Origin of the sequence: Pantoea sp. R102 (assembly GCF_004916815.1) — a bacterium.
Classification (GTDB): Bacteria; Pseudomonadota; Gammaproteobacteria; order Enterobacterales; family Enterobacteriaceae; genus Pantoea; species Pantoea dispersa.
In genome coordinates this window covers 1-22509 of the sequence record NZ_SDFT01000051.1, presented here as the reverse complement: position 1 = coordinate 22509, position 22509 = coordinate 1, and the positions used below count along the sequence as shown (strand labels likewise).

Sequence of the window (22509 nt, the reverse complement as noted above, 5' to 3'; positions counted from 1 at the left end):
GGCGGCGGCGGAGGAGGTTGGGGTGGTCCTGGCGGTGGCGGTCCCGGCCATGGGTATCAGGGACCGCGTTAATTTAGCACCAGTGCATAATTAATGCAGCGATGCGAAACGTTTTATCTGCGGCGTACTTTGTCAGTGAAACGTTTCGCCGTTATATATTGAATTTCAGCCACTTTTTTTACGCTTCGGCTAACCATTATTTTTCCTTTGGCCGGCAAAAATTCTTGTTGTTTTAATCCTGCCAATGCTAATTTTTGTTTTCCCATTCTGACTGAGTCCATCGCATGAAAAACCTGATTGCGGAACTCCTGCTCAAGCTGGCAGAAAAAGAAGAAGAGTCTAAAGAATTAGTGGTCCAGGTTGAGGCGCTGGAAATCGTGCTCACCGCCATGCTGCGCAGACTGGATGCCGCCCAGGTTAGCGACATCGCGGCGGGTATTGATCGCGCGATGCCGCCCGCCGCTTCCGTGCAGGAAAATCCGGACGCGCTGATGCTGCGCAATTACGTCGAAAAGTTGCTCAACCACCCGCGCGAATAATCCCGTCGTACGCGCATAGATTTTTTTCCGCTTTGCTTATTCCGTGCCATGCTTAACAGGCAATAATCACACGGAGAAACCGGCAATGAAATCGTGTCTTGTGGCAATAATGGCAGCAGGCCTGCTGCTGGCTGGCGGTGCGGGCGCGGCGGAGAAAACCGCGCAGCAGGAAAAAATGACGCTGTGTAATCAGCATGCAGGCGCGCAAAATCTGAAAGGCGATGCGCGTAAAAGCTTTATGAGCGAATGCCTGAAGAAAGACAGCAAAATGGGCAATATGACGCCGCAGCAGATGAAAATGAAAAGCTGTAATAACGAAGCAGGAGAGAAAAAACTCAGCGGCGATGCGCGTAAAACCTTTATGAGCAGCTGTCTGAAGAAGAGTGCTTAAACCTCTGGCGGCCTGCGGGCCGCTTTTTTGTGTCCGCACTCGCAGGGTTAATGCGCGACGTATTTTTTCTGTCATAAAGGGCACGCGTTGCCAAAACTTTACAAAATCCTTACATAAAATTCCATTTCTCCCCATCCAGTCTCTCTGACGCTTAACCGTGGACAGAGCGGCTTTACGTGCAACATAAGGAACCTGTTGTATGGTCGCTGCGATCATTATTGGTGTATTTATTATTAGTGTGCTTTACGCCCACTCACGCGGCGTGGAAAAGCAAAAGTTTTCCCGTCAGTTATTTGATCACTCCACTTTTATGGCGCCGATCAATATGTTTATGACCGGGCTGTCGCGACTGCCGGCTAAACAGCCCTATTTTCCGGTTGAGGATTTTCCTGAGCTGCGTCAGCTGACCGATAACTGGCAGGTGATTCGCGATGAAGCCATTCGCCTGCAGGATCACATTAAAGCGGCGCAGACGCATAACGATGCCGGATTTAATACCTTCTTCAAGCGTGGCTGGAAGCGTTTCTATTTAAAATGGTATAGCGATGCACATCCGTCAGCGCGCGAACTCTGTCCGGTAACCACCGAACTGGTGAGCAACATTCCCGGCGTTAAAGCGGCCATGTTTGCTGAACTGCCGCCGGGCAGCCATCTGGGCAAACACCGCGATCCTTATGCCGGTTCGGTGCGCTATCACCTCGGCCTGCAAACGCCGAACGACGATCGCTGTTTTATTGAAGTGGATCGTCAGCGCCACAGCTGGCGCGACGGTCAGGCGGTGATTTTCGACGAAACTTACGTGCACTGGGCGCAGAATGAAAGCGAGCAGACGCGTATCATCCTGTTTTGCGATATCGAGCGGCCAATGAAATGGCGCTGGGCGCAGGCGGTCAACCATTGGGTGGGCTCGACGTTAATGTCAGCAGCGGCATCGCCCAACGACGAAAACGATCGTACCGGCTTCCTCAACCGCATCTTCAAATACGTATATGCGCTGCGCGATGCCGGTCAAAACCTGAAGAAACGCAATCGCCGGTTGTATTACTGGGTCAAACATGGACTGATTGTGGCGATTTTCGCGCTAATCATCGTGCCCAGCGTGTTCTTCTGATCCTTTCGTGCCGCTTAAAACGGCGGTTTAACAGTCAGTTAACCGCCGTTTCGCTTTGTTTCTCCTGCTAAATCCTCACGCTTTGCCACACTTACTCTTTGTAAGGAATTGTCGTATCAGACGAATAACCCCGAAGGAGGCGAACCGTGAGCTATCAATCTGTCGTGGAACTCAAGGCGCTGGCGCAGCGTAAACCCACTAAAGTGACCGTCGGCGAAACGGATATGGTGCTGATTCGCGACGGCGACCGCGTGCAGGCGCTGCAGGCAAAATGTCCGCACGCGGGCGCGCCGCTGGAGCAGGGCGCAGTGTGCGGCGACAAACTGGTGTGTCCGTGGCATAAGGCGGTATTTGAGCTGCGCGATGGCAAAATGTGCGAGCCGCTGGCGCTGGCCAATCTCAAACGCTATCCGGTGCGCATTGAACAGGGGCAGGTGCTGATCAATCCGCAGGCGATGTCGCCGGCCAGTGCGCCGGTAGCTCAGGGTGAAGCGCCGGTGTGCGTGATTCTCGGCTCTGGCGCGGCGGGCAGTGCTGCGATCTGGACGCTGCGCGATGAAGGCTTTAGCGGCCGGATTGTGCGTATCGAGCGTGAAAGCGACGCACCTTACGATCGCACCACGCTGAGTAAATTTGTCCCTTCCGGCAAGATGGCCATCGATGAGGTACCAAAGCTGCTGAAACAGGATGTGCTGGGCCCGGTGGTGTGGCTGCAGGGGGAGGTGGTGCAGCTGAAGGCGCAGGAGCAGACGCTGGTGCTGAAAGACGGGCAGCAGGTGAAGTTTGACCAGTTGCTGATCGCGACCGGCGGCGTGCCGCAGCCGCTTGATATCCCGGGCAAGGATCTGGATGGCGTGCACCTGCTGCGTTCACTGCGCCAGGCCGACACGCTGATTTCGCAGGTGGATGAGGCGCAGCAGCTGGTGATTATCGGCAACAGTTTCATCGGTATGGAAGTGGCCGGTGCGCTGCGTAACCGCGACATAGATGTCACGGTGGTGGCGCGTCATCCGCTGCCGTTTGCCAGCCAGTTCGGCGAAGAGATTGGCCGTCATTTTTATGAGCTGCACCGCAGCAACGGCGTGAAATTTGTCGAGGGTGAACCGGAAGCGCTGACCGGCGAAGGCGCAGTGAGTGGCGTGCGGCTCAAAGATGGCAAAACCGTGCCAGCCAGCCAGGTGCTGTTTGCCACCGGCATTGTGCCAGCCACCCATTTTATTCACGACCTGCCCTTACAGAAGGATGGCAGCCTGCTGGCCGACAGTCAGTTGCGGGTCAGTGAAAACATCTGGGTCGCGGGGGATATTGCCAGCTATCTCACGCCGCGTGGCGTGCAGCGCATTGAGCACTATCGCGTGGCGCATCAGCAGGGGCGCATTGCCGCGCTGAATATGCTGGGCAAACGCATCATGTACGATCGCGTGCCGTTCTTCTGGACTGCGCATTACGGCACCCGCTATGAGTATCTGGGGCATGCAGAGGAGTGGGACGATTATCGCCTGCTGGGATCGCTGCAGGACAAACGCTTCATCGCTTTTTACTGCCAGCAGGGCATGATTGCGGCAGTGTGTTCAGCCGGCATGTATACGCTCACCGCCGCGCTGGTGCACGAGATGCAGCAGCCAATGACGCTGGAACAAGGCCTGGCGCTGTTTGAAGCGTATCAGGGCTGATCCTGAAGCCAGCACCCAACAGTCCCCTCTCCCGCCTGCGGGAGAGGGTTAGGGTGAGGGAAAACCCGCACCATCACTGCTTACTCAGCGCCTCGGACTTCGCCATGCACTGCTGCATCGCGCCCATCACCGCAGCGCGGAAGCCTTTTTCTTCCAGCACCTTCACCGCTTCAATGGTGGTGCCGCCCGGTGAGCACACCATATCTTTCAGTTCGCCAGGATGTTTGCCGGTCTCCAGCACCATCTGGGCGGAACCTTTTACCGCCTGCGCCGCAAACTGATAAGCCTGCGCCCGCGGCATGCCGCCCAGCACGGCGGCATCTGCCATCGCTTCGATAAACATAAACACGTAAGCCGGTGCCGAGCCGCTGACACCCACCACGGCATGAATCAGATACTCGTTCACCACCGCCGCTTTGCCGAAGCTCTCAAAAATGGTCACCACCTCGTCCACTTCCTGCGGTTCTACCAGCACGTTCGGCGTAATAGAGGTCATGCCTTCGTTGACCAGCGACGGCGTATTCGGCATTACGCGGATGATTTTACGATCGTGACCGAGCACCGCCGCCAGCGAATCCAGCGTCACACCTGCGGCAATCGACACCACCAGCGCATCTTTCTTCAGCTGGCCGGCCAGATCCTTGAGCACTTTGAGAATCACGTTGGGTTTCACCGCGCCAAACAGAATGTCCACTTCACGTGCCAGACTCTCGACGCTTTCTGCCGCCGTCACGCCATACTGCTGCGCCATCGCCTGGTTGGTGTCGGGTTTTCGATCGTGCACCCAGATATTGGCCGGGGCGATCTGCCCGCTGTTCACCAGGCCGCTGATGATGGCTTTCGCCATATTGCCGCAGCCGACAAACCCGATTTTCTTCTCCAGCATCGCTTTATCCTTTACGTGGTTCGGTTTTCTCAGTGGGTTAGCTTACGTCAGCGGCGGTGAATAACAAGTCGCGCACAAATAACATTTGCCATTCGCGGTCAGCGCGGCAAGATCGCAGGCATTGCCCGTTAATAAGGATTAAACATGTCGATTTGGGTGGATGCCGATGCGTGTCCCAATGTCATCAAAGAGGTGTTGTATCGCGCCGCTGAGCGCACCAAAGTCACCGTGACTTTCGTCGCTAACCAGCCGCTGCGCGTACCGCCGTCGCCGTTTCTGAAAACGCTGCAGGTGGCTGCCGGCTTTGACGTGGCCGATAACGAGATTGTGAAACGCGTGCAGCCGGGCGAGCTGGTGATTACCGGCGATATTCCGCTGGCAGCAGAAGTGCTGGAGAAAGGGGCGGCAGCGCTGAATCCGCGCGGGGAGCGTTACAGCAGCGATACCATTCGCCAGCGTCTGACCATGCGCGATTTTATGGAAACGATGCGCGCCAGCGGCATTCAGAGCGGCGGCCCGTCGGCATTAAGCCCACGTGACCGCCAGCAGTTTGCTAACGAACTGGATAAATGGTTACGTCAGCGTTAATCAGACGAAGCTGTCGTCGTCGTCAAAATCACCGCCGCTGCCGAAATCGTTGAAATCATTGTTATCGGCAAAGCTGTTGTTGTCCCAGCCTGAATTGTCATTCAGGAAGGCATTGTTGCTGTCATTGCCGTTGAAGGTGTCCAGATTATCATCCACCTGCGGCAGCGCCGGTTCGTTGATGATATTGACGATCTCTTCGGGCTGCGAATGGTGGAACAGGCTGGTGAGCATGTCCGCCATCACCACACCGCCGGCCACGCCGACAGCCGTTTGCAGTGCGCCACCCAGGAAGCCGGTACCGCGCGCCGGTGCAGCATACTGCTGCTGAGGCGGTGCGGCATATTGTGGCTGTTGCGGTGCGCTGTTCCATGCCGGCTGTTGCGGCTGCGCCGGGCGCGAACCGCCGCCAAACAGGCTCGACAGGAAACCGCCGCTGCTTTGCTGCGGGGCCTGCTGCTGCGCCTGCGCCAGACGGCTCTCCAGCTCCGATACCTGCGCGTTGAGCTTTTTCATCGCCGCTTCCTGAATCAGGATCGCCTGCGCCATGTAGTAGGGCGCACCGGGCTGGCTCTGTAAATGCTGATTGATTAACTGTTCGGCACCGGCATCACGCGGGCCGCTCTGGCTTTCTGCCTGTTTCAGACGGCTGAACAGGCTTTCAATAAGTTGTTGTTCCTGGCTCTGCATGGTGAACCTCCGGTTAGGCATAGCGTGTTGTTCTTCAGGCGACCAACAGGACGTCCGTTGCCTGAACTATAAAGCGTATATGCGGGCTGCGTGACAGAAAGTAAATCAGCGGCCTGGTAAGCAAATGTTGCCCCGCGCTTACAAATCGCCTGATGCACGAAATGCGCATCGTTTTCCCGTTAAAAATCAAAATATTGTCGCTGGCTATCGCTGAAATACGCGTAATTCGTGCTTCGCGGCTGGCTGATAAAATAAAATCCAGGTATCATGCGACGCATTATTGACCTGATGACGTTGCCCGCGCGGCAGACTACGGCGGAGGATGAGCCCGGATGTCATTACCCATCTATCTGATCGGCGCACGCGGTTGCGGTAAAACCACCATTGGCCAGGCGCTGTCGCAAGCGCTGGGCTATGCCTTTCGTGACACCGACCACCACCTGCAGCTCACCACACAGCGCAGCGTGGCAGAGATTGTGGCGACGGAGGGCTGGGACAGCTTTCGCGCGCGTGAAAGTGAATCGCTGCGGGCGGTTACCGCACCTGCCAGCGTAATCGCCACCGGCGGCGGCATGGTGCTGGCTGACGTCAATCGCCACTTCATGCGCGAGCATGGCCAGGTCATCTGGCTCAACGCGCCCTCTGGCGTGCTGGCCGATCGGCTGGAGCGTCAGCCAGAAGCGGCACAGCGCCCGACCCTGACCGGCCGGCCCATCGCGGAAGAGATGGAAGATATCCTGCGTGAACGCGCGCAGCTCTATCGTCAGGCCGCGCACCATGAAGTCAACGCGATGCAGGCACCGGAGCAGGTGGTGGAACATATTCTGCAATCGCTGTCTCTCGCCCGCGCCAGCTAACTGCCTAAGAATTCTCCCTCTTTTTTACAGCGATCCTCGATTGTCTATACTGAATAGCAGGCAGAGGATCACCGCTGTCTGTGTGGAAACCTGACATAAGAGGGAAAACGATGCCAACCAGACCACCCTATCCGCGAGAAGCGCGCATTGTTGCCGTTGAAAAAGGGCAGGCGGGCAATACCGTCACATGGTATGAATTACGGGCCGACCATCCACGTCCGGATACCTTAATTAGCGAACATAAATCGGAAGCGGAAGCGCAGGATGCCAAAGACCGCTATGAAGATGTGGAAAAAGAATAATCCCGGCGGGCAGGGATGCCCGCTTTAGCTTAATTACGTCCGGTCGCTAAATAGATTTTTTATTTTCCCTGATGCGCTAATTACGGCGATAAAAGCTGCCGTCTTTTCTGTTTAATCGCTCTCCTGCCTGATAACGTCTTTTTATTTTGCCTTTAGCCCTTATTTTCTGCTGCCTTAAATAGCCTGCGTTTTGTCCGGTGCAAAATTTGCGCTTGACCGATAAACCGTCGCGTTTTACTTTCGGGTTATCGATACAGGAACTCAGTTCCATATAGTGAAACCAGCGCCATGACCACACTCGAAAATGCCGCCGCCGTGCTTAAGCTGTTTCAGCGCTTTGGCGTGGCGCAGGGCCATCCCGGCCTGACCTTTACCGAGGTGGTGGAGGCGCTGGGGCTGCCGAAAAGTACCGTGTCGCGCCTGCTGGCGACCATGGAAAGCGAAGGTTTACTGGAGCGCGATCCCGACAGCCGCTGTTTTCAGATTGGCCGCGTGCTGTTGTCCGTTGCCGGGCATTATCTTTCGACACCGCTGATTGACAGCGCATCGGCGCCGATGGCGCGCCTGGCGGCCAGCAGCGGCTGCATGGGCTATATCTCAGTGCTGGACGGTGACGATGTGCTGGTGATGCGCATGTACCACGGTCGCTTCTTTACCCAGCTGGTGACGCCGCCTGGTACACGGGTGTCGGTTACCGGCACGTCGACTGGCCGCGTGCTGTTAGCGCAGCTGAGTGATGACGAGGTGCGCGCGCGCTTCAGCGATAACTGGCAAACCGCGTCGATCAATTCACCGCTGAATATCGATGCGCTGTGCAGAGAGCTGGCGCTGATTCGTCAGCAGGGCTGGGCACTGGCCCGCAATGAAACGCTGCCTGGCATTAGCTCGCTTGCCGTAGCGGTAACCAATAAACACCGCGGTGAAAGTGCCGCATTGTGTCTCTCATTTCTTTCGCAGGAAGCGGCCCCGGGTTATCCGGAAGCGCTGCTCAGCGAATTGCGCGCAACGGCTGCACTGATGGCCGAAAAATACGGCGCAGCGTCCTGAATAAAACAGGACAACCCTAATTTGATTTCAAGGCGTAATACTTCGCGCCACACCGGGGAAATAGCAGGTCTTCGGACCTGCTTATTTCAATAATCAGGGAACGATGAATAAAACGTTGAGGTTCCGCGTGTCGGGCACAATGTCATTGCGCGTTTTCTACAGGGTGAAAATACGGGGATAATATGCGTCTGGATAATCCAATAAAAAATATTGGCGTGGGCCTGATGCTGGTTCTGCTGTCAGTTGCAGGGGCCATCATTGGGGTACAGCTGATCACAACTATTGGGGTAACGCCCAATACTTCTATTATCGGCGCGCTATTTGCCATGCTGCTGGCGCGCATTCCACTGCAGTGGTTTCGCCGCTACCGTTCGGTTGAAGTGCAAAACCTTGCACAGACCGCTATCTCTTCCGCCACCTTCGGCGCTGCCAATAGCCTGCTGATGCCGATTGCCGTGCCGTGGGCGCTGGGTGAGCCGCAGCTGGTGCTGCCGCTGTTTGTCGGCGTCAGCGCGGCCATGCTGCTGGATGCGTGGCTGCTGTATCGTCTGTTCGACACGCGCGTATTCCCGGCCAGCAATGCATGGCCACCGGGCGTGGCAGCGGCAGAAGCGATTAAAGCCGGTGATAAAGGCGGTCGCCAGGCATGGCTGCTGGTGGCCGGAATCGTGGGCGGCGTCGCGGGCTCGATGCTGAAAATCCCGATGTCCGCCTTTGGTACGGCATTCATTGGCAATATCTGGGCGCTGACCATGCTCGGCATCGGCTTCCTGCTGCGTGCCTATGCGCAACCGGTTGCTGGTATCGATATTAACGCGCTGTACATTCCGCACGGCGTCATGGTCGGAGCCGGTCTGGTGGCGCTGATTCAGGTGGTGCAGGTGATTCGCAGTCGCCGTCACGACAACCTCAACGTCAGCCGCAGCGACAACGAAGTCAAACGCGCGCTCGGCCTGGGAACCGTTGGCTATATCGTGATCTCGGCACTGCTGGCGCTGGGCGGCGGGCTGTGGAGCGAGATGGGCCTGCCGATGCTGCTGCTGTTTATTATCTACGCGGCCTTTGCCGCCTTCGTGCATGAGCTGATTGTCGGCATCGCCGCCATGCACTCGGGCTGGTTTCCGGCCTTCGCGGTGGCGCTGATCACCCTGATCCTCGGCATCCTGCTCGGCTTCCCGCCGCTGGCGTTGTGCCTGCTGTGCGGCTTCACCGCGGCCACCGGTCCGGCCTTCGCTGATATGGGCTATGACCTGAAGGCCGGCTTTATTCTGCGCGGCAACGGGGCCGATGTGCAGCAGGAGCTGTGGGGCCGCCGCATCCAGCTGATCGCCGCGATGATCGCTTTCGTCATCGCAATTCCGGTGGTGTGGTATGCGCATAACCTGTTCTTTGTCGACAACCTGCTGCCGCCGGTGGCGCGCGTTTACGCCAAAACCATTCAGGCCGGCGCGGAGCCGGGCATTGCCGGTAGCCTGCTGATGTGGGCGATTCCGGGGGCGATTATTCAGCTGATCGGCGGGCCTAAGCGCCAGCTCGGCGTGCTGTTAGCCACCGGTCTGTTAATCAACAATGCCGCCGCAGGCTGGGCGGTGCTGGTCGGGATTGCGTTACGTGTCCTGATCCTGCGCGTGTGGGGCGAGCGTGGACGTTCACCGATGGAGGTGATGGCCGCTGGATTCATTGCGGGCGACGCGCTGTACAGCTTCTTCCACTCACTTTTTGCCAGTAGCAGTAAGAAATAATCCAGGGATTTAGCGATGAGTTTACAGCAGACACTACAGGTTTTTGAGTTACTCGACAGCGCCTACGTGGATGGCCAGCAGGTGGTCGATCTGTTCGCCGCCTATCCTGGCGTGCAAGCCAGCTTTAAGCGCGTCAGCGGGCCTAAAGGGCGCACCGATTTTGTGCGCATCGACATTCCGGGCGCCCAGGGCAAAAGCCGGGGCGGCAGCGCGCCGACGCTGGGGATCATTGGCCGTCTCGGCGGCATCGGTGCGCGCCCGACGCGCATCGGCATGGTGTCCGACGCCGACGGTGCGGTTGCTGCGGTGAGCAGCGCGCTGAAGCTGGCACAGATGCAGACCAAAGGGGACGTGCTGGCCGGCGACGTGATCGTAACCACCCATATTTGTCCGGATGCGCCGACCCGGCCGCACGAGCCGGTGGACTTCATGGATTCGCCGTGCGACGACATCACCATGAATGACAACGAAGTGGTTGCGGGCGTCGACGCGATTCTCTCTATCGATACCACTAAAGGAAACCGCATCCTCAACCATAAGGGCTATGCGCTATCACCCACGGTGAAAGAGGGCTACATCCTGCGCGTGTCGGAAGATCTGCTGCGCATCATGGAGATGACCAGCGGTCAGCCTGCGGTGACGTTCCCGATCACCACGCAGGACATCACCCCTTACGGCAACGGCGTGTATCACCTCAACAGCATCCTGCAACCGTCCACCGCCACTGATGTGCCAGTGGTGGGCGTCGCGATTTGTGCGCAATCCGTGGTGCCTGGCTGCGGCACCGGCGCCAGCCATGAAGTGGACATCGCGGCGACCGTGCGCTTTGCGGTGGAAGTGGCCAAAGAGTTTGGCCGTGAGACCTGCCAGTTTTATGACCCGCAGGAGTACGCGCTGCTGCTATCTTTGTATGGTAGCCTCAGCCACCTGCGCAGCCGGAAAGCCTGATGATGAAACCGTCGCTTGTAACCTTAACCATTGGCCAGTCACCGCGTAGCGATATTTTGCCGCTGCTGCAGGAGCATTTGCCCGCCGACGCCGTCGCGCATGCCGGTCTGCTGGATGGCCTGACGCTGGCTGAAGTGGAGCAGTTATACGCTCCTGCGCCGGGCGATAAAGTGCTGGTTTCGCGCATGAGCAGCGGCGAGCAGGTACGGCTGGCGGCGGCCACTGTCGAACAGGGATTGCAGCGTAAAATTACCGCGCTGGAGCAGCAGGGTTACGACACCATTCTGCTGCTGTGTACCGGTGAGTTCGGCACGCTAAAAACCACGTCGGCGCTGCTGCTGGAGCCGGATCGCATCATTCCGCCGCTGGTCAGCGCCATCGTACAGGCGCACAAAATCGGCATCGTGGTGCCGGTTGAGGAGCAGATCGCTGAGCAGGCCAGCAAATGGCGTAACCTGCAAAGCTCGCCCTGTTTTGCCGTTGCCAGCCCGTACCTGGCGCAGCAGAGCGAACTGATGGAAGCCGGACTGACCCTGCAGGAGCAGGGCGCTGATGTGGTGGTGCTCGACTGTATCGGTTATCACCAGAAACACCGCGATTTCCTGCAGAACATGCTGGGCATTCCGGTGCTGCTGTCGAATGTGCTGGTGGCGAAACTGGCGGCTGAACTGATCGTCTGATCGAGGCCGATCACAACTTGCGACGGGCGGCGCTAATTCGCGTGACAGATCAGCGAGTTCCCTTGTAATCTGCCGGTAACCCTAATGTGCTGTGAGGAAGTAACATGCTCAACGTAAGTGAGTATTTCGACGGAAAAGTGAAATCCATTGGTTTCGACAGCGTGACCATTGGCCGGGCCAGCGTTGGCGTGATGGCGGAAGGCGAATACACCTTTGGTACCGGCCAGCCGGAAGAGATGACGGTAGTGAGCGGCGCGCTGAAAGTGCTGCTGCCGGGCGAAGCCGAGTGGAAATGGTACGAAGCCGGATCGGTATTTAACGTGCCGGGCCACAGCGAATTCCACCTGCAGGTGGCGGAGCCAACGTCTTACCTGTGCCGCTATCTTTAAGCGTTAAAGCAGCATCCATTATCAACCGGTAATGCCTGTGCGGCGTTACCGGTTTTTTTATGCGCCAGCATGGGGTGTGGCCTGCGGTCAGCATATTTGCAGGGGCGCCATTCATGGCGACCGTTAAACATACCCGTACTATCCTTCCAGCCGGCGATGCCCGCTTAACGCTGCGCTTCGCCGCCTAACGCTTCCACCAGATTGCTGATCAATGCCGCCAGCTCGCTGGTCATCAGAATGAAATCGGCATCAAAACGCTGGGCGAAATCATCGCGATCGATATCGTCATTCTGCTCGCGCAGCGTGTCGCTGAACTTCAGACGCTTCACCGAGGCATCATCGGCCATCACCAGCTGAATACGCTCCTGCCAGTCGAGCGCCAGTTTGGTGACCACTTTACCGGCTTCGATGTGGGTGGCGATCTCGTCGGAAACCAGATCCTGTTTTTTACAGCGGATCACGCCGCCATCTTCCAGTATCGCCTTCAGCTCAGCCTCGTCCATCAGGGTGAAACCCGCCGGCAATTCACCGGAGCGCACCCATTCGGTCAGCGTCAGCTCGATCGGATTTTCCAGCGTCAGCGGCACTACCGGCAGCGAGCCGAGGCTCTTACGCAGCAGCGCCAGCGTATCTTCCGCTTTCTTCGCGCTGGCGCAGTCGACGATGATCAGATTATTGACGGTGTCGATCCACATAAAGGTCTGACTGAAACGGCTGAAGGCGCGCGGCAGCAGGCTGTGCAGCACTTCATCTTTCAGCGAATCCTTTTCGGTCTTTTTCAGCTTGCGGCTCTGTTCCGCTTCCAGCTTCTCAATTTTGGCTTCCAGCGCCTGCTTCACCACCGGCGACGGCAGAATTTTCTGCTCGGTGCGGGCGCAGATCACTATCTGACCGTTAATCACATGCGTCAGCGCTTCGCTGCGGTTGCCCATCGGCGAGACCCAGCCGGTTTTGGCCATGTCCTGGCTGCCGCACGGCGTGAAGGTGAAGGCGTCGAGCTGTTTTTCCAGATCGTCTGCGGACAGCGGGATGTCCCGATTCAGACGATAAACCATCATATTTTTAAACCACAACATCAGGATTCCTTACCGTGGGTGCGATCGGGCGCACAAGTCTAAAACAGTCAGCGCGCATGATAGCGAAACATCGGAGTGGTTTCATTGCCTTTCCCGATTCAGCCTTCTACTGTATCTGTCACCTGAACGAATAATGAGGAATAAATCGTGCGTATCGGTATTGATTTAGGCGGCACCAAAATTGAAGTGATTGCGCTGTCTGACCAGGGCGAGGAGCTTTTTCGCCACCGCGTGAATACCCCGCGTGACGACTACGCGGCCACGGTGCAGGCGATTGTCGATTTAGTCCTGCTGGCGGAAGCGCAGACCGGGCAGCAGGGAACGGTCGGCATCGGCATTCCCGGCACGATTTCTCCTTATACCCAGCGGGTAAAAAATGCTAACTCGACGTGGCTCAACGGCCAGCCGCTGGACAAAGATTTGGCGCGTGCGCTGAATCGTGACGTGCGCATCGCCAACGACGCGAATTGCCTGGCAGTTTCCGAAGCGGTGGATGGCGCAGGCGCAGGCCAGCCGCTGGTGTTTGCGGTGATCATTGGCACCGGTTCCGGCGCAGGCGTGGCCATCAACGGAGAATCACGCATTGGCGGTAACGGTAACGCAGGCGAGTGGGGGCACAATCCGCTGCCGTGGATGGATGAAGACGAACTGCGCTATCGCGCGGAAGTTCCGTGCTACTGCGGGCTGCAGGGCTGTATTGAGACGTTTGTCTCCGGCACCGGCTTCGCCATTGATTATCAGCGTCTCAGCGGACAGGCGCTGAAGGGCGCGGAGATTATCCGGCTGATCGAACAGCAGGATCCGGTGGCCGAGCTGGCGATGAGCCGTTATGAAACGCGGCTGGCCAAATCGCTGGCGCAGGTGGTTAACCTGCTCGATCCGGATGTGATCGTGCTCGGCGGCGGCATGAGCAACAACGATCGGCTGTACCAGACGGTGCCGACGCTGATGAAGCAGTGGGTGTTCGGCCGCGAGTGCGAAACGCCGGTGCTGAAAGCGGTGCACGGTGACTCCAGCGGCGTGCGCGGTGCCGCCTGGCTGTGGCCGGTGAAAGGGTAGCATCACGGCGCTTTATGCGTGCTTAACCCCTCTTCCAGCGGAAGAGGGGGCCGAAGCGGGTCAGTTTTGGCTTAACTGACCGGCGTGACACACGATATCGTGCGCATGCAGCACGGCTGGCCGGTTTTCATTCAGTCGGATGGCGGCATAAATATCGATATGCAGATTTTGCGCTTCATCGTCAGCCAGTGCGCGATAACACAACCCTTCCTGATGAAAGGTACATTTCGACTGCGGCATCAGGGCAAAGCCTTTTCCTCGGGCAATGTGTGTCAGCATAACCAGTGAATCATCGGGCTCTTTAACTCTTTTAAGCGGGGTGTGGAGCTGTGAAAACAAGCGTTCACATTTATCGTAGAATGACGGATTTGCGCTTCTGGCAAACCAGAACAGCGGTAAATCACCGATCGCTTCCAGCGAGACTTTTTCTTTCAGGCTGGCCGGATGTCTGGCCGGCATTGCTACCAGCAAAGGCTCACGACCGATCCACTGGTACTGCACGGTATCTTCGTGGCCGGTTGCCCTTTCGCCCGTCAGTACCAGGTCCAGGCGGTTTTTTGCCAGACACTGCAGCAACTGCGCAGACGTCAGATCGGGCGTTTCCACATCGTCGGCGGCGTCCAGTTTCAGCAGTTGCTGGTGAATGGGCGCAATCAGTGCAAAATTCAGCGTGCGGGTGAGGCCGATACGCAGGCGCTTTTCTGAAGAAAGCGGGCCTGGCTTGAGTTCATTCAGCGCCTGAAGGATCTTCTCCGCTTTGATTACCAGCGCCCGGCCAGCGTCCGTCAGACTGACGTCATGGGTGCTGCGGCTAAACAACGGCTGCTCCAGCACGGCTTCAAGGCGCTTAATCTGTCGGGTTAGCGGAGGCTGAGTCATTCTGAGCCGTTCGGCGGCCCGGCGAAAGTTCAGCTCGTGCGCAACCGCAAGAAAGCATTGCAGCTGTTTCACGCTGGGGAGATGGTTGCTGATAAGGTGCTCTGCCGTCGCCATAGAGTCCATCCGGGTAATCAAAGACGTTATTCTACCCCGCGAAAGATCAGCAGGATATGGGGTAATCGGTCTGGTCGCGCAGCAGGCTGGCGGCGCGACGTCAGAAAAAATAACCGGGCGTTACCCGGTTATGGCTTCAGGCATTAATGCTTTTCATCCCTTCCTGAGAATAGCGCTCGCCCCTGATCTCAATGTGCTGATGAATAGCGTTCAGTAAGGCGATATCTGCCTGCTCCAGCACGATATCGGCGGCCTGCGCATTTTCCGCCAGATAACGGGTCTGTTTCGTCCCCGGAATGGGGATCAGCTTGTCGTACTGCGCCAGTAGCCAGGCCAGCGCAATCTGCCCTGGCGTGCAGCTGTACTTTTCAGCGAGCGGGTGCACCGCGTCAAGAAGCTGGGCGTTATGGTCGAGGCTGGATTGACTAAAGCGCGCATTATTTTTGCGGAAATCACCCTCAGCGAAGTCGCTGTTATGACGATACTTTCCGGTCAGAAACCCTCTGCCCAGCGGAGAGTAGGGAACTAAACCTATACCCAGCACTTTCACCACCGGCAGAATCTCAGCTTCGATATCGCGCGTCCACAGTGAATATTCGGTTTGCAGGGCGGCGATCGGGTGGACGGCATGGGCCCGGCGCAGGGTTGAAGCAGAAACTTCACACAGGCCAATGTGGTTGATCTTACCCGCTTTAACGAGGCGGCTCAGGCATTCCATGCTCTCTTCAATCGGCGTAACCTGGCTCACGCGGTGAAGATAGAACAGATCGATGCGCTCAACGCCAAGCCTTTTAAGCGATTCATTACAGCAGCGGGTGATGTAGTCAGGTTGGTTGTTAATCGTCCGGGCATAAGCCTGGTCCGCAGGGCGATCGATACCGCACTTGGTGGCAATTTTAAACTGCTCACGCGTGGTGTTATCCAGACCGGCAAGAAAGTGGCCAATCAGCCGCTCATTATGGCCCCGCCCGTACATATCCGCGGTGTCGATAAACGTGATATTCAGGTCGATAAGCGTGTGTAACAGCTGCAGTGAAGCGTGGTCGTCTGTCTGGCCATAAAATTCGCTCAGTCCCATGGCACCATAGCCGATCGAACTGACAGTCAGGGTTTGCGATAAATGTCGGGTGTGCATAGTGGCTCCTTTTGTGGTTTTTTTGATTGTTGCACCCCGATTACGCGTAATGAATTGTCATTTTCGTCATGCAAAAAAGGTATCACAGCAGCATGACCGGAGCGGTGCTGTGGTGGGATGGATTTATCGCGTGGGGCAGAAAGAGACGGGTACACAAAGGGCTCTGTGTACCCGCCTCCGTTGCCTGAAGGTCAGGGGCAATGCGTTGCTTACTCGCCGACCAGCATGGAATCCTGCGGTGCGCGCTCGCGCTGGGCTTTGGTGGCGAGGAAGTAAAGGTAGCCGAGCACCATAATCGCCACAAACAATCCGCCGATTACCGGGTTAAACCACAGCATCGCCACCAGACACACCAGCGACAGCACCAGTGCGATGCCCGGTACCAGCGGATAGCCCGGCGCACGGAAGCTGCGCTCCAGATCAGGTGCGCTGCGGCGCAGCTTAAACAGGCTCAGCATACTCATCAGGTACATCACAATCGCGCCGAACACTGCCATGGTGATCATCGCCGCCGTCAGCGTCATGCCCTGCAGATTGATCAGTCCGTCGCTGTAAATGGCGGCGATACCGATGGCACCGCCGGCGATGATGGCGCGGTGCGGCGTCTGGAAGCGCGACAGCTTCGCCAGGCTGGGCGGCAGATAGCCCGCGCGCGCCAGGGCAAAGAACTGGCGCGAGTAGCCAAGGATGATGCCGTGGAAGCTGGCGACCAGGCCAAACAGGCCGATCCACACCAGCATATGCATCCAGTTAGAGTGCTCGCCGACGATCATCTTCATCGCCTGCGGCAGCGGATCGTTGATGTCCGACAGCTTGCGCCAGTCGCCCGCGCCGCCGGCCAGCAGCATTACGCCAATCGCCAGCACCACCAGGGTAAGAATGCCGCTGATGTAGGCTTTCGGGATGGTGCGCTTCGGATCTTTGGCTTCTTCGGCCGCCATGGCCGCGCCTTCAATGGCGAGGAAAAACCAGATAGCGAATGGGATGGCGGCAAAGATGCCGGACAGCGCTGGCATGCCAAAATGGTCGCTGCCGGCCCAGCCGTTAGCGGCGAAGTTAGCGACGCTGAAACCCGGCGATACCACGCCCATGAACACCAGCAGCTCCAGCACTGCCAGCACCGTCACCACCAGTTCGAACATCGCGGCCAGCTTCACGCCGAGAATATTCAGTGCCATAAACAACAAATAAGCCCCGACCGCCGCCGTTTTGGGGTTGAGATCGGGATACTGCACGTTGAGGTAGGCGCCAATCGCCATGGCGATGGCCGGCGGGGCGAACACGAACTCAATCAGCGTCGCCAGACCGGCAATCAGACCACCGGTTTCGCCAAATGCCCGACGGCTGTAAGCGAACGGCCCGCCAGCGTGCGGAATCGCCGTGGTCAGTTCGGTAAAGCTAAAAATAAAGCAGGTATAAAGCGTGGCGATCAGCGCGGTGGTGATCAGGAATCCCAGCGTCCCGGCCACGCCCCAGCCATAGCTCCAGCCGAAATACTCACCGGAAATCACCAGTCCAACCGCAATACCCCATAAATGCAGGGTGCCCAGCGTGGGTTTTAGTTTGCCTGTCATCTTCATCTCCCCGTCATGCTTGTTGTGCGGCGTTGGCACCGCGCTATTGTGGGTTTGCGCTACAGTGAAGGGATAATGCCGCTGCCCGGGACGGGAAAACTTGACGCCGGCGCAGTGAGTTTTGTCCTCTGCGGTCAACTCGCTGCCAGAAAAAGCGCTGGCTGTACGCTGCGGTCAACTTTTGCTGTTCTGCGGTCAGGCAGTCAGGACGACCTCATCCCATGCTGATAACACTGGTTTATAGAGACTGATGCTGGAGAGTGATGAATGAGCGCCAAACAAGCCGAATCCCTGACCGATGCCGAGATCACCCTGCTGGCGCAACGTGCGCTGGCCTACTATCCCGCCGCGCTGCACGGTGAGCTGCAATTGCTGTGCCGTTCGGAGAACGCCACCTTTTTGCTGCGTGCCGGCGGCAAACGCTACGCGCTGCGCCTGCACCGGCCGGATTACCACAGCAAAGCGGATATTCTCAGTGAACTGATGTGGCTCGATGCGCTGCGCGAGACCGGCATCATGGTGCCGCAGGCCATCCCGGCGCGCGACGGTGAAAGCGTGCTGACGCTGACGCTGGCGGACGGCAGCACGCGTCATGCGGTGCTGTTCCACTGGATTGACGGCGAGATGCCGACCACCGACGTCGATCCCAAAGCCTTTCAGCAGCTCGGTACCATCACCGCGCGCCTGCATCAGCACAGCCGCAGCTGGCAGAAACCAGAAGGTTTTCAGCGTATTATCTGGGATCATCACACCATGGTCAGCGAGCACAGCCACTGGGGGCGCTGGCAGGATGCGCCCCATCTTGATCCGGCCGATCACGGCATTATCGCAGCGGCGGTGGAGCGCGCCGGGCAGGCGCTGGCGGAATTTGGTAAAGAGCGCGATCGCTACGGCCTGATCCACGCCGATCTGCGTCTGACCAATCTGCTGCTGCACAAAGGCGAGACCCGGGTGATCGACTTCGACGACTGCGGCATGGGCTGGTATCTGCACGATCTGGCGGCCGCGATCAGCTTCGTCGAGCACCATCCGCGTGCGGCGGAGTGGGTGGATAACTGGATCCTCGGCTATGAACGCGTGGCGCACATCAGTGATGCTGAGATGGCGCTGGTGCCGACGCTACTGATCCAGCGTCGTATCCAGATGACGGCGTGGATGGGCACGCACGCCGATACCGAGATGGCGCTCAGCCTCGGGCCGCACTGGGCCAGCCATTCGGTGCGGCTGTGCCGTCGCTATCTTGAGAGCAGCGAACTGCCGGTAGGCGCGTGACCTGCACCAGCGGAGGGCAGCGGCGCGCGCTGATGGCGTAATCTGGTGCCTGCGCATCAAGCGCGCCAGCCGTCACAGGCGCGCTGACAGGAACGCAGATCGCCGCCGGGAGCGCGCCAGTGGCGGCCAGGCGGTGCATTGCCTTGCACCGCGCGCCGCCGGGTGACGCTGGTATGAAAATTGCTGGATCCCTTCATTCTGTTATCCGCGCGATCCCTGAGAGGTTCCCATGCAATCACTCATCTCTGCTGCTGATGCCTTCAGCGCGTTTGCCACACCCGCCAGCAACCGTGGCGTTCTGGCCGCGGCGGCGACCGGTCTGAGCGCCTTCATTACGGATAAAGGCGGCGATGTCGATCGCATCTTTGGCATCAGCGGTATCGATTCCGAACTGCTGGCCAGCCCGACACTGAGCCTCGGGCTGGTGAACTATTGCCGCGTGATGGAAGAAGCGGCGCGCCACTCCGGCTTTGATAACTTCGGTTTGCATTACGGCAGGCAGTTCAAACCGCAGTCATTAGGGTTAATTGGCTACATCGGACTGTGCTCGCCGACGCTGGAGCAGGCGCTGCACAATGTGGTGAACGCGTTTCCCTGGCACCAGCACGATACGCTGACGCGGCTGGTGGACAAGGGCGACTGCTGGCGGCTCGATTATCAGGTGCGCCACGGGGCGATCCTGGCACGCCGTCAGGATGCGGAGCTGACGCTCGGCATGTTCCTCAACCTGATTCGCCACGTGGCGGGCAAAAACTGGGCACCGCGCGAGGTGCACTTTGAACATCCGCGTCCGGAGCAGTGGCACGAGCACTGCAAAGTGTTTGATGCGCCGGTCTGGTTCGATCAGCCGTTTAACTCACTGCTGATCGCGAAACGTGACCTGCAGCGCGCCATGCCGGAGCAGGATGCGATGCTGCTGATGGTGATGCAGGATGCCATTCGCCGCCTCAACAGCAGCGCCAGCGTGCAGAGCGTGGTCGAACAGGCGCGTTCGCAGGTCAGCCTGACGCTGATTCAGGGCGAACCGGTACTGGAGGAGATCGCCGGCAAAATGGGGTTGTCGAGCTGGTCGCTGCAGCTACGCCTGCGCGAAGAGGGCATCAGCTTTAGCGCGCTGGTGGATAAGGTGCGCTGCGAAATGGCCACGCACTACCTGCAGCAAAGACAGCTGCCCATCTCGGAGATGGCGCTGCTGCTTGGCTATTCCGAGGTCAGCGCGTTTTCCCGCGCCTTCCGCCGCTGGTTCGGCATCAGCCCGCGCCAGTGGCGCCAGGATGGGCTGGTAAGTCAGGCCGGTGTGGCGCAAAGCCAAACCACGCTGGCTGGTCGCGCTGCGGCGGAGGCGGTAAGCCGCGCGACTGACCAATAAGCTGCCACGCGCGCAAACACAGCGCTTCGTCGCCCTGGGTTTGCGTCACCGCGTAGCGCCCACTGTTCTGCCACTCCAGGCGCACCCAGCACTGCTGTCCGGCATAGCGCGCCGCATCGTGAAACTGTTTATTGAGCTGCTGCTGCAGTGCTTCACTCCAGTGGCAGGCGGCGCTGTCAGCATCGCCCTGCGGCTGGCACTGATTGGCCAGGCTGGGGGCTGGCGCGGACACCTGCTGGCAGGCGCTGAGCCCCACCATCATTACTAACCCACCTGATAGTCTCGCTAATCGATTAATTAAATTCATTAATAAGCCTGCATTTTCGCTAAAGATTCCTGGCGCTGCTGCCGACAGTCTACAGACCGCAGCAGGGAATGCTATGGCATTACTCTGACTGTCGGCATAACCAGAATTTGCCGCCTGGTGGCGGTGTTATCCCTTCCTTTATTCATGGACCAGAAATGCAGAAGAAATATGCCTTTGCGGCACTCTCCTTGTTAAGCGCCGCGCTGCTCAGTGGCTGTGCCACCGAGTCGTCGCGCGCCATCGACGCACCTCAGGTTCGCGCCGCAAGCCAGCCGGCTTATCAGGGCGTGCGCAGCCCAATCGCGGTGGGACAGTTTGATAACCGTTCGTCATACATGAATGGGATTTTCTCCGACGGCGTTGATCGTCTGGGCAACCAATCCAAAACCATTCTGATTACGCATCTGCAGCAGACCAATCGCTTCAACGTGCTGGATCGCAGCAACCTGAAAGAGCTGCAGCAGGAAGCCGATTTCAAACACAGCCAGCAGAACATCAAGGGCGCTAACTACATCATCACCGGTGACATCACCGAGTTCGGGCGCAAAGAAGTGGGCGACCAGCAGCTGTGGGGCATCCTCGGGCGCGGTAAAAGCCAGATCGCTTACGCCAAAGTGAACCTGAATGTGGTGGATGTGACCACTTCAGAAGTGGTGTACAGCGTGCAGGGCGCGGGTGAATACCAGCTGTCAGCGCGTGAGGTGATCGGCTTTGGCGGCACCGCCAGCTATGACTCTACCCTGAACGGCAAAGTGATGGATCTGGCGATCCGTGAAGCGGTCGACCACCTGGTGGATGGCATCAATAACGGCGCATGGCGCCCGGTGAAATAAGGATATTGACGATGAAATTACTGCAACTGAGCGCCGCGCTGATCGCGGCAGGCGTGCTGGCCGGCTGTGCGCCAAAAGGACCGGAGCCGATCTACTACTGGGGTGATTACCAGCAGCAGGTCTACAGCTATTACCAGAAAGACAGCGATCCGCAGAAGCAGATTGATGCGCTGAATCTGGATATCGAAAAGGCCAAAGCGGTGAACAAGCCGGTGGCACCCGGTCTGCACGCCCAGCTGGGCCTGCTGTACGCCAAAAACGGCAACACGGATAAAGCTTTCAGCCAGTTCGCCCTCGAGAAGCAGCTGTTTCCGGAATCGGCGCCGTACATGGACTTTCTGATGAAGAAAAAAGGAGTGAACCAATGAAAAAACTGATTGCCGTGTGCGGCGTATTCGCGGCGCTGCTGCTGACCGGCTGTGCCCAGAATAAGAAACCGTATGACTACAGCGCCTTCCGTGCCAGTAAGCCGGCGTCAATTCTGGTGTTGCCTGCCGATAACCGTGCGCCGGATATCAACGCGTCGCACAGCTTCACCTCGCTGGTGACCCAGCCGCTGGCGGAAGCGGGTTACTACGTGTTCCCGGTGGCGGTGGTGGAAGAGACCTTCCAGCAAAACGGCCTGAGCAACGGGCATGAAATTCAGGCGGTGAGCACGAAGCGCTTGCATGACATCTTCAACGCAGACAGCGCACTGTACATTTCGATTACCGATTATGGCAGCAGCTATCTGGTGGTTGATTCGGTGACCACGGTCTCGGCCACTGCCCGTCTGGTCGATCTGCGCAGCGGTAAAGAGCTGTGGCAGGGCATGGCCACCGCCAATGATTCTGAGAACAGCAACAACAGCAACGGCGGCATCATTGGCATGCTGGTGTCGGCGGCGATCAAACAGATTGCCAGCAACGCGGGCGACAAAGCGCACACCATTGCTGGTGTCACCAGCGCACGTCTGTTAGCGCAGAACGAGCAGGGTGGTCTGCTGGCCGGCCCGCGCTACAAAGCGCCGGTTACGCGTTAATCTACCTGGCGCGGCGATCAGCTGATCGCC

At 58.1% G+C, this 22509-nt stretch carries 27 protein-coding genes; 18 read left to right on the top strand and 9 right to left on the bottom strand.

The features are described 5' to 3' along the window. Nucleotides 1-113: 113 nt before the first annotated feature. Nucleotides 114-266 (bottom strand): hypothetical protein, encoded by a 153-nt coding sequence (locus ERD80_RS22450; RefSeq protein WP_168926259.1) that lies wholly within the window; start codon nucleotides 264-266, stop codon nucleotides 114-116. Nucleotides 267-284: 18 nt separating this feature from the next. Here ERD80_RS22450 and iraP point away from each other — a divergent pair, with 18 nt between their 5' ends. The 4 genes from iraP to ERD80_RS07195 all read left to right on the top strand — a co-directional run bounded on the left by iraP (nucleotide 285) and on the right by ERD80_RS07195 (nucleotide 3714). Further along, nucleotides 285-539: an anti-adapter protein IraP gene (gene iraP, locus ERD80_RS07210; protein WP_021507236.1), complete on the top strand. Its 255-nt coding sequence runs from the start codon at nucleotides 285-287 to the stop codon at nucleotides 537-539. 85 nt (nucleotides 540-624) lie between these two features. Further along, nucleotides 625-930, top strand: coding sequence for a PsiF family protein (locus ERD80_RS07205; RefSeq protein WP_058775199.1), 306 nt, complete (start codon nucleotides 625-627; stop codon nucleotides 928-930). A gap of 199 nt (nucleotides 931-1129) precedes the next feature. Beyond that, entirely contained in the window at nucleotides 1130-2041 is a 912-nt protein-coding gene (lpxO, locus tag ERD80_RS07200; protein ID WP_021507234.1) for a lipid A hydroxylase LpxO, read from the top strand. A 146-nt stretch (nucleotides 2042-2187) separates the two neighbouring features. Continuing rightward, on the top strand, nucleotides 2188-3714 hold the full coding sequence (locus ERD80_RS07195) for an FAD-dependent oxidoreductase (RefSeq protein WP_021507233.1): 1527 nt from the start codon (nucleotides 2188-2190) through the stop codon (nucleotides 3712-3714). A gap of 73 nt (nucleotides 3715-3787) precedes the next feature. On the opposite strand, the gene proC is transcribed toward ERD80_RS07195, so the two are convergent. Then, nucleotides 3788-4600: a pyrroline-5-carboxylate reductase gene (proC, locus tag ERD80_RS07190; RefSeq protein WP_021507232.1), complete on the bottom strand. Its 813-nt coding sequence runs from the start codon at nucleotides 4598-4600 to the stop codon at nucleotides 3788-3790. A gap of 144 nt (nucleotides 4601-4744) precedes the next feature. Between proC and ERD80_RS07185 the strand changes: the two genes are divergently transcribed. Beyond that, nucleotides 4745-5188: a YaiI/YqxD family protein gene (locus ERD80_RS07185; RefSeq protein WP_010616571.1), complete on the top strand. Its 444-nt coding sequence runs from the start codon at nucleotides 4745-4747 to the stop codon at nucleotides 5186-5188. Here ERD80_RS07185 and ERD80_RS07180 read toward each other — a convergent pair whose 3' ends face one another. After that, nucleotides 5189-5875 (bottom strand): DUF2076 domain-containing protein, encoded by a 687-nt coding sequence (locus ERD80_RS07180; protein WP_058775202.1) that lies wholly within the window; start codon nucleotides 5873-5875, stop codon nucleotides 5189-5191. It abuts the gene before it with no gap. Between the two features lie 332 nt (nucleotides 5876-6207). Here ERD80_RS07180 and aroL point away from each other — a divergent pair, with 332 nt between their 5' ends. Further along, entirely contained in the window at nucleotides 6208-6732 is a 525-nt protein-coding gene (aroL, locus tag ERD80_RS07175; RefSeq protein ID WP_021507230.1) for a shikimate kinase AroL, read from the top strand. Between the two features lie 110 nt (nucleotides 6733-6842). After that, complete coding sequence (locus tag ERD80_RS07170) at nucleotides 6843-7034, top strand: YaiA family protein (protein ID WP_021507229.1); 192 nt, start codon at nucleotides 6843-6845, stop codon at nucleotides 7032-7034. 76 nt (nucleotides 7035-7110) lie between these two features. Here ERD80_RS07170 and ERD80_RS07165 read toward each other — a convergent pair whose 3' ends face one another. Continuing rightward, a complete protein-coding gene (locus ERD80_RS07165; RefSeq protein ID WP_132466392.1) occupies nucleotides 7111-7305 on the bottom strand; it encodes a hypothetical protein in 195 nt (64 codons plus the stop codon). 17 nt (nucleotides 7306-7322) lie between these two features. On the opposite strand from ERD80_RS07165, the gene ERD80_RS07160 reads away from it, so the two are divergent. The 5 genes from ERD80_RS07160 (at nucleotide 7323) to ppnP (ending at nucleotide 11840) form a co-directional block, all read left to right on the top strand. Beyond that, nucleotides 7323-8081, top strand: a complete 759-nt coding sequence (locus ERD80_RS07160; protein ID WP_136546355.1) for an IclR family transcriptional regulator — start codon at nucleotides 7323-7325, stop codon at nucleotides 8079-8081. A gap of 182 nt (nucleotides 8082-8263) precedes the next feature. After that, complete coding sequence (locus ERD80_RS07155; protein ID WP_058769365.1) at nucleotides 8264-9823, top strand: OPT/YSL family transporter; 1560 nt, start codon at nucleotides 8264-8266, stop codon at nucleotides 9821-9823. 15 nt (nucleotides 9824-9838) lie between these two features. Beyond that, nucleotides 9839-10771: a DUF1177 domain-containing protein gene (locus ERD80_RS07150; protein WP_021507226.1), complete on the top strand. Its 933-nt coding sequence runs from the start codon at nucleotides 9839-9841 to the stop codon at nucleotides 10769-10771. A gap of 2 nt (nucleotides 10772-10773) precedes the next feature. Next, nucleotides 10774-11451, top strand: coding sequence for an AroM family protein (locus ERD80_RS07145; RefSeq protein ID WP_058758052.1), 678 nt, complete (start codon nucleotides 10774-10776; stop codon nucleotides 11449-11451). A 104-nt stretch (nucleotides 11452-11555) separates the two neighbouring features. Next, entirely contained in the window at nucleotides 11556-11840 is a 285-nt protein-coding gene (gene ppnP, locus ERD80_RS07140) for a pyrimidine/purine nucleoside phosphorylase (RefSeq protein WP_010616577.1), read from the top strand. 164 nt (nucleotides 11841-12004) lie between these two features. Here the strand turns inward: ppnP and rdgC are convergent, their stop codons facing one another. Beyond that, nucleotides 12005-12916, bottom strand: a complete 912-nt coding sequence (gene rdgC / locus ERD80_RS07135; protein ID WP_136546353.1) for a recombination-associated protein RdgC — start codon at nucleotides 12914-12916, stop codon at nucleotides 12005-12007. Nucleotides 12917-13063: 147 nt separating this feature from the next. Here rdgC and mak point away from each other — a divergent pair, with 147 nt between their 5' ends. Then, entirely contained in the window at nucleotides 13064-13975 is a 912-nt protein-coding gene (mak, locus tag ERD80_RS07130; protein WP_021507130.1) for a fructokinase, read from the top strand. 60 nt (nucleotides 13976-14035) lie between these two features. On the opposite strand, the gene ERD80_RS07125 is transcribed toward mak, so the two are convergent. The 3 genes from ERD80_RS07125 to eat form a co-directional block, all read right to left on the bottom strand. Further along, nucleotides 14036-14968 carry a LysR family transcriptional regulator gene (locus ERD80_RS07125; protein ID WP_136546351.1) on the bottom strand — a complete coding sequence of 311 codons (933 nt, stop codon included), beginning with the start codon at nucleotides 14966-14968 and terminating at the stop codon, nucleotides 14036-14038. 136 nt (nucleotides 14969-15104) lie between these two features. Continuing rightward, nucleotides 15105-16103, bottom strand: coding sequence for an aldo/keto reductase (locus tag ERD80_RS07120; RefSeq protein WP_136546349.1), 999 nt, complete (start codon nucleotides 16101-16103; stop codon nucleotides 15105-15107). Between the two features lie 209 nt (nucleotides 16104-16312). Next, nucleotides 16313-17677 carry an ethanolamine permease gene (eat, locus tag ERD80_RS07115; RefSeq protein WP_031279644.1) on the bottom strand — a complete coding sequence of 455 codons (1365 nt, stop codon included), beginning with the start codon at nucleotides 17675-17677 and terminating at the stop codon, nucleotides 16313-16315. Nucleotides 17678-17944: 267 nt separating this feature from the next. Here eat and ERD80_RS07110 point away from each other — a divergent pair, with 267 nt between their 5' ends. Further along, a complete protein-coding gene (locus ERD80_RS07110; RefSeq protein WP_136546347.1) occupies nucleotides 17945-18949 on the top strand; it encodes a phosphotransferase in 1005 nt (334 codons plus the stop codon). 229 nt (nucleotides 18950-19178) lie between these two features. Then, nucleotides 19179-20318 carry an AraC family transcriptional regulator gene (locus tag ERD80_RS07105; RefSeq protein WP_136546345.1) on the top strand — a complete coding sequence of 380 codons (1140 nt, stop codon included), beginning with the start codon at nucleotides 19179-19181 and terminating at the stop codon, nucleotides 20316-20318. On the opposite strand, the gene ERD80_RS07100 is transcribed toward ERD80_RS07105, so the two are convergent. Beyond that, nucleotides 20200-20580, bottom strand: coding sequence for a cell envelope integrity TolA C-terminal domain-containing protein (locus ERD80_RS07100; protein ID WP_233210676.1), 381 nt, complete (start codon nucleotides 20578-20580; stop codon nucleotides 20200-20202). The two genes, ERD80_RS07105 and ERD80_RS07100, sit on opposite strands and share 119 nt — an antisense overlap. A gap of 200 nt (nucleotides 20581-20780) precedes the next feature. Here ERD80_RS07100 and ERD80_RS07095 point away from each other — a divergent pair, with 200 nt between their 5' ends. The 3 genes from ERD80_RS07095 to ERD80_RS07085 are packed head-to-tail and all read left to right on the top strand — an operon-like array spanning nucleotide 20781 to nucleotide 22479. Then, nucleotides 20781-21458: a CsgG/HfaB family protein gene (locus tag ERD80_RS07095; RefSeq protein ID WP_021507138.1), complete on the top strand. Its 678-nt coding sequence runs from the start codon at nucleotides 20781-20783 to the stop codon at nucleotides 21456-21458. 11 nt (nucleotides 21459-21469) lie between these two features. Continuing rightward, complete coding sequence (locus ERD80_RS07090) at nucleotides 21470-21826, top strand: DUF4810 domain-containing protein (RefSeq protein ID WP_021507139.1); 357 nt, start codon at nucleotides 21470-21472, stop codon at nucleotides 21824-21826. Next, the gene (locus tag ERD80_RS07085; protein ID WP_021507140.1) at nucleotides 21823-22479 is read left to right on the top strand and encodes a DUF799 domain-containing protein; all 657 of its coding nucleotides are present in this window, start codon (nucleotides 21823-21825) and stop codon (nucleotides 22477-22479) included. The genes ERD80_RS07090 and ERD80_RS07085 overlap by 4 nt, the downstream gene beginning before the upstream one ends. The last annotated feature ends 30 nt before the right edge of the window (nucleotides 22480-22509 follow it).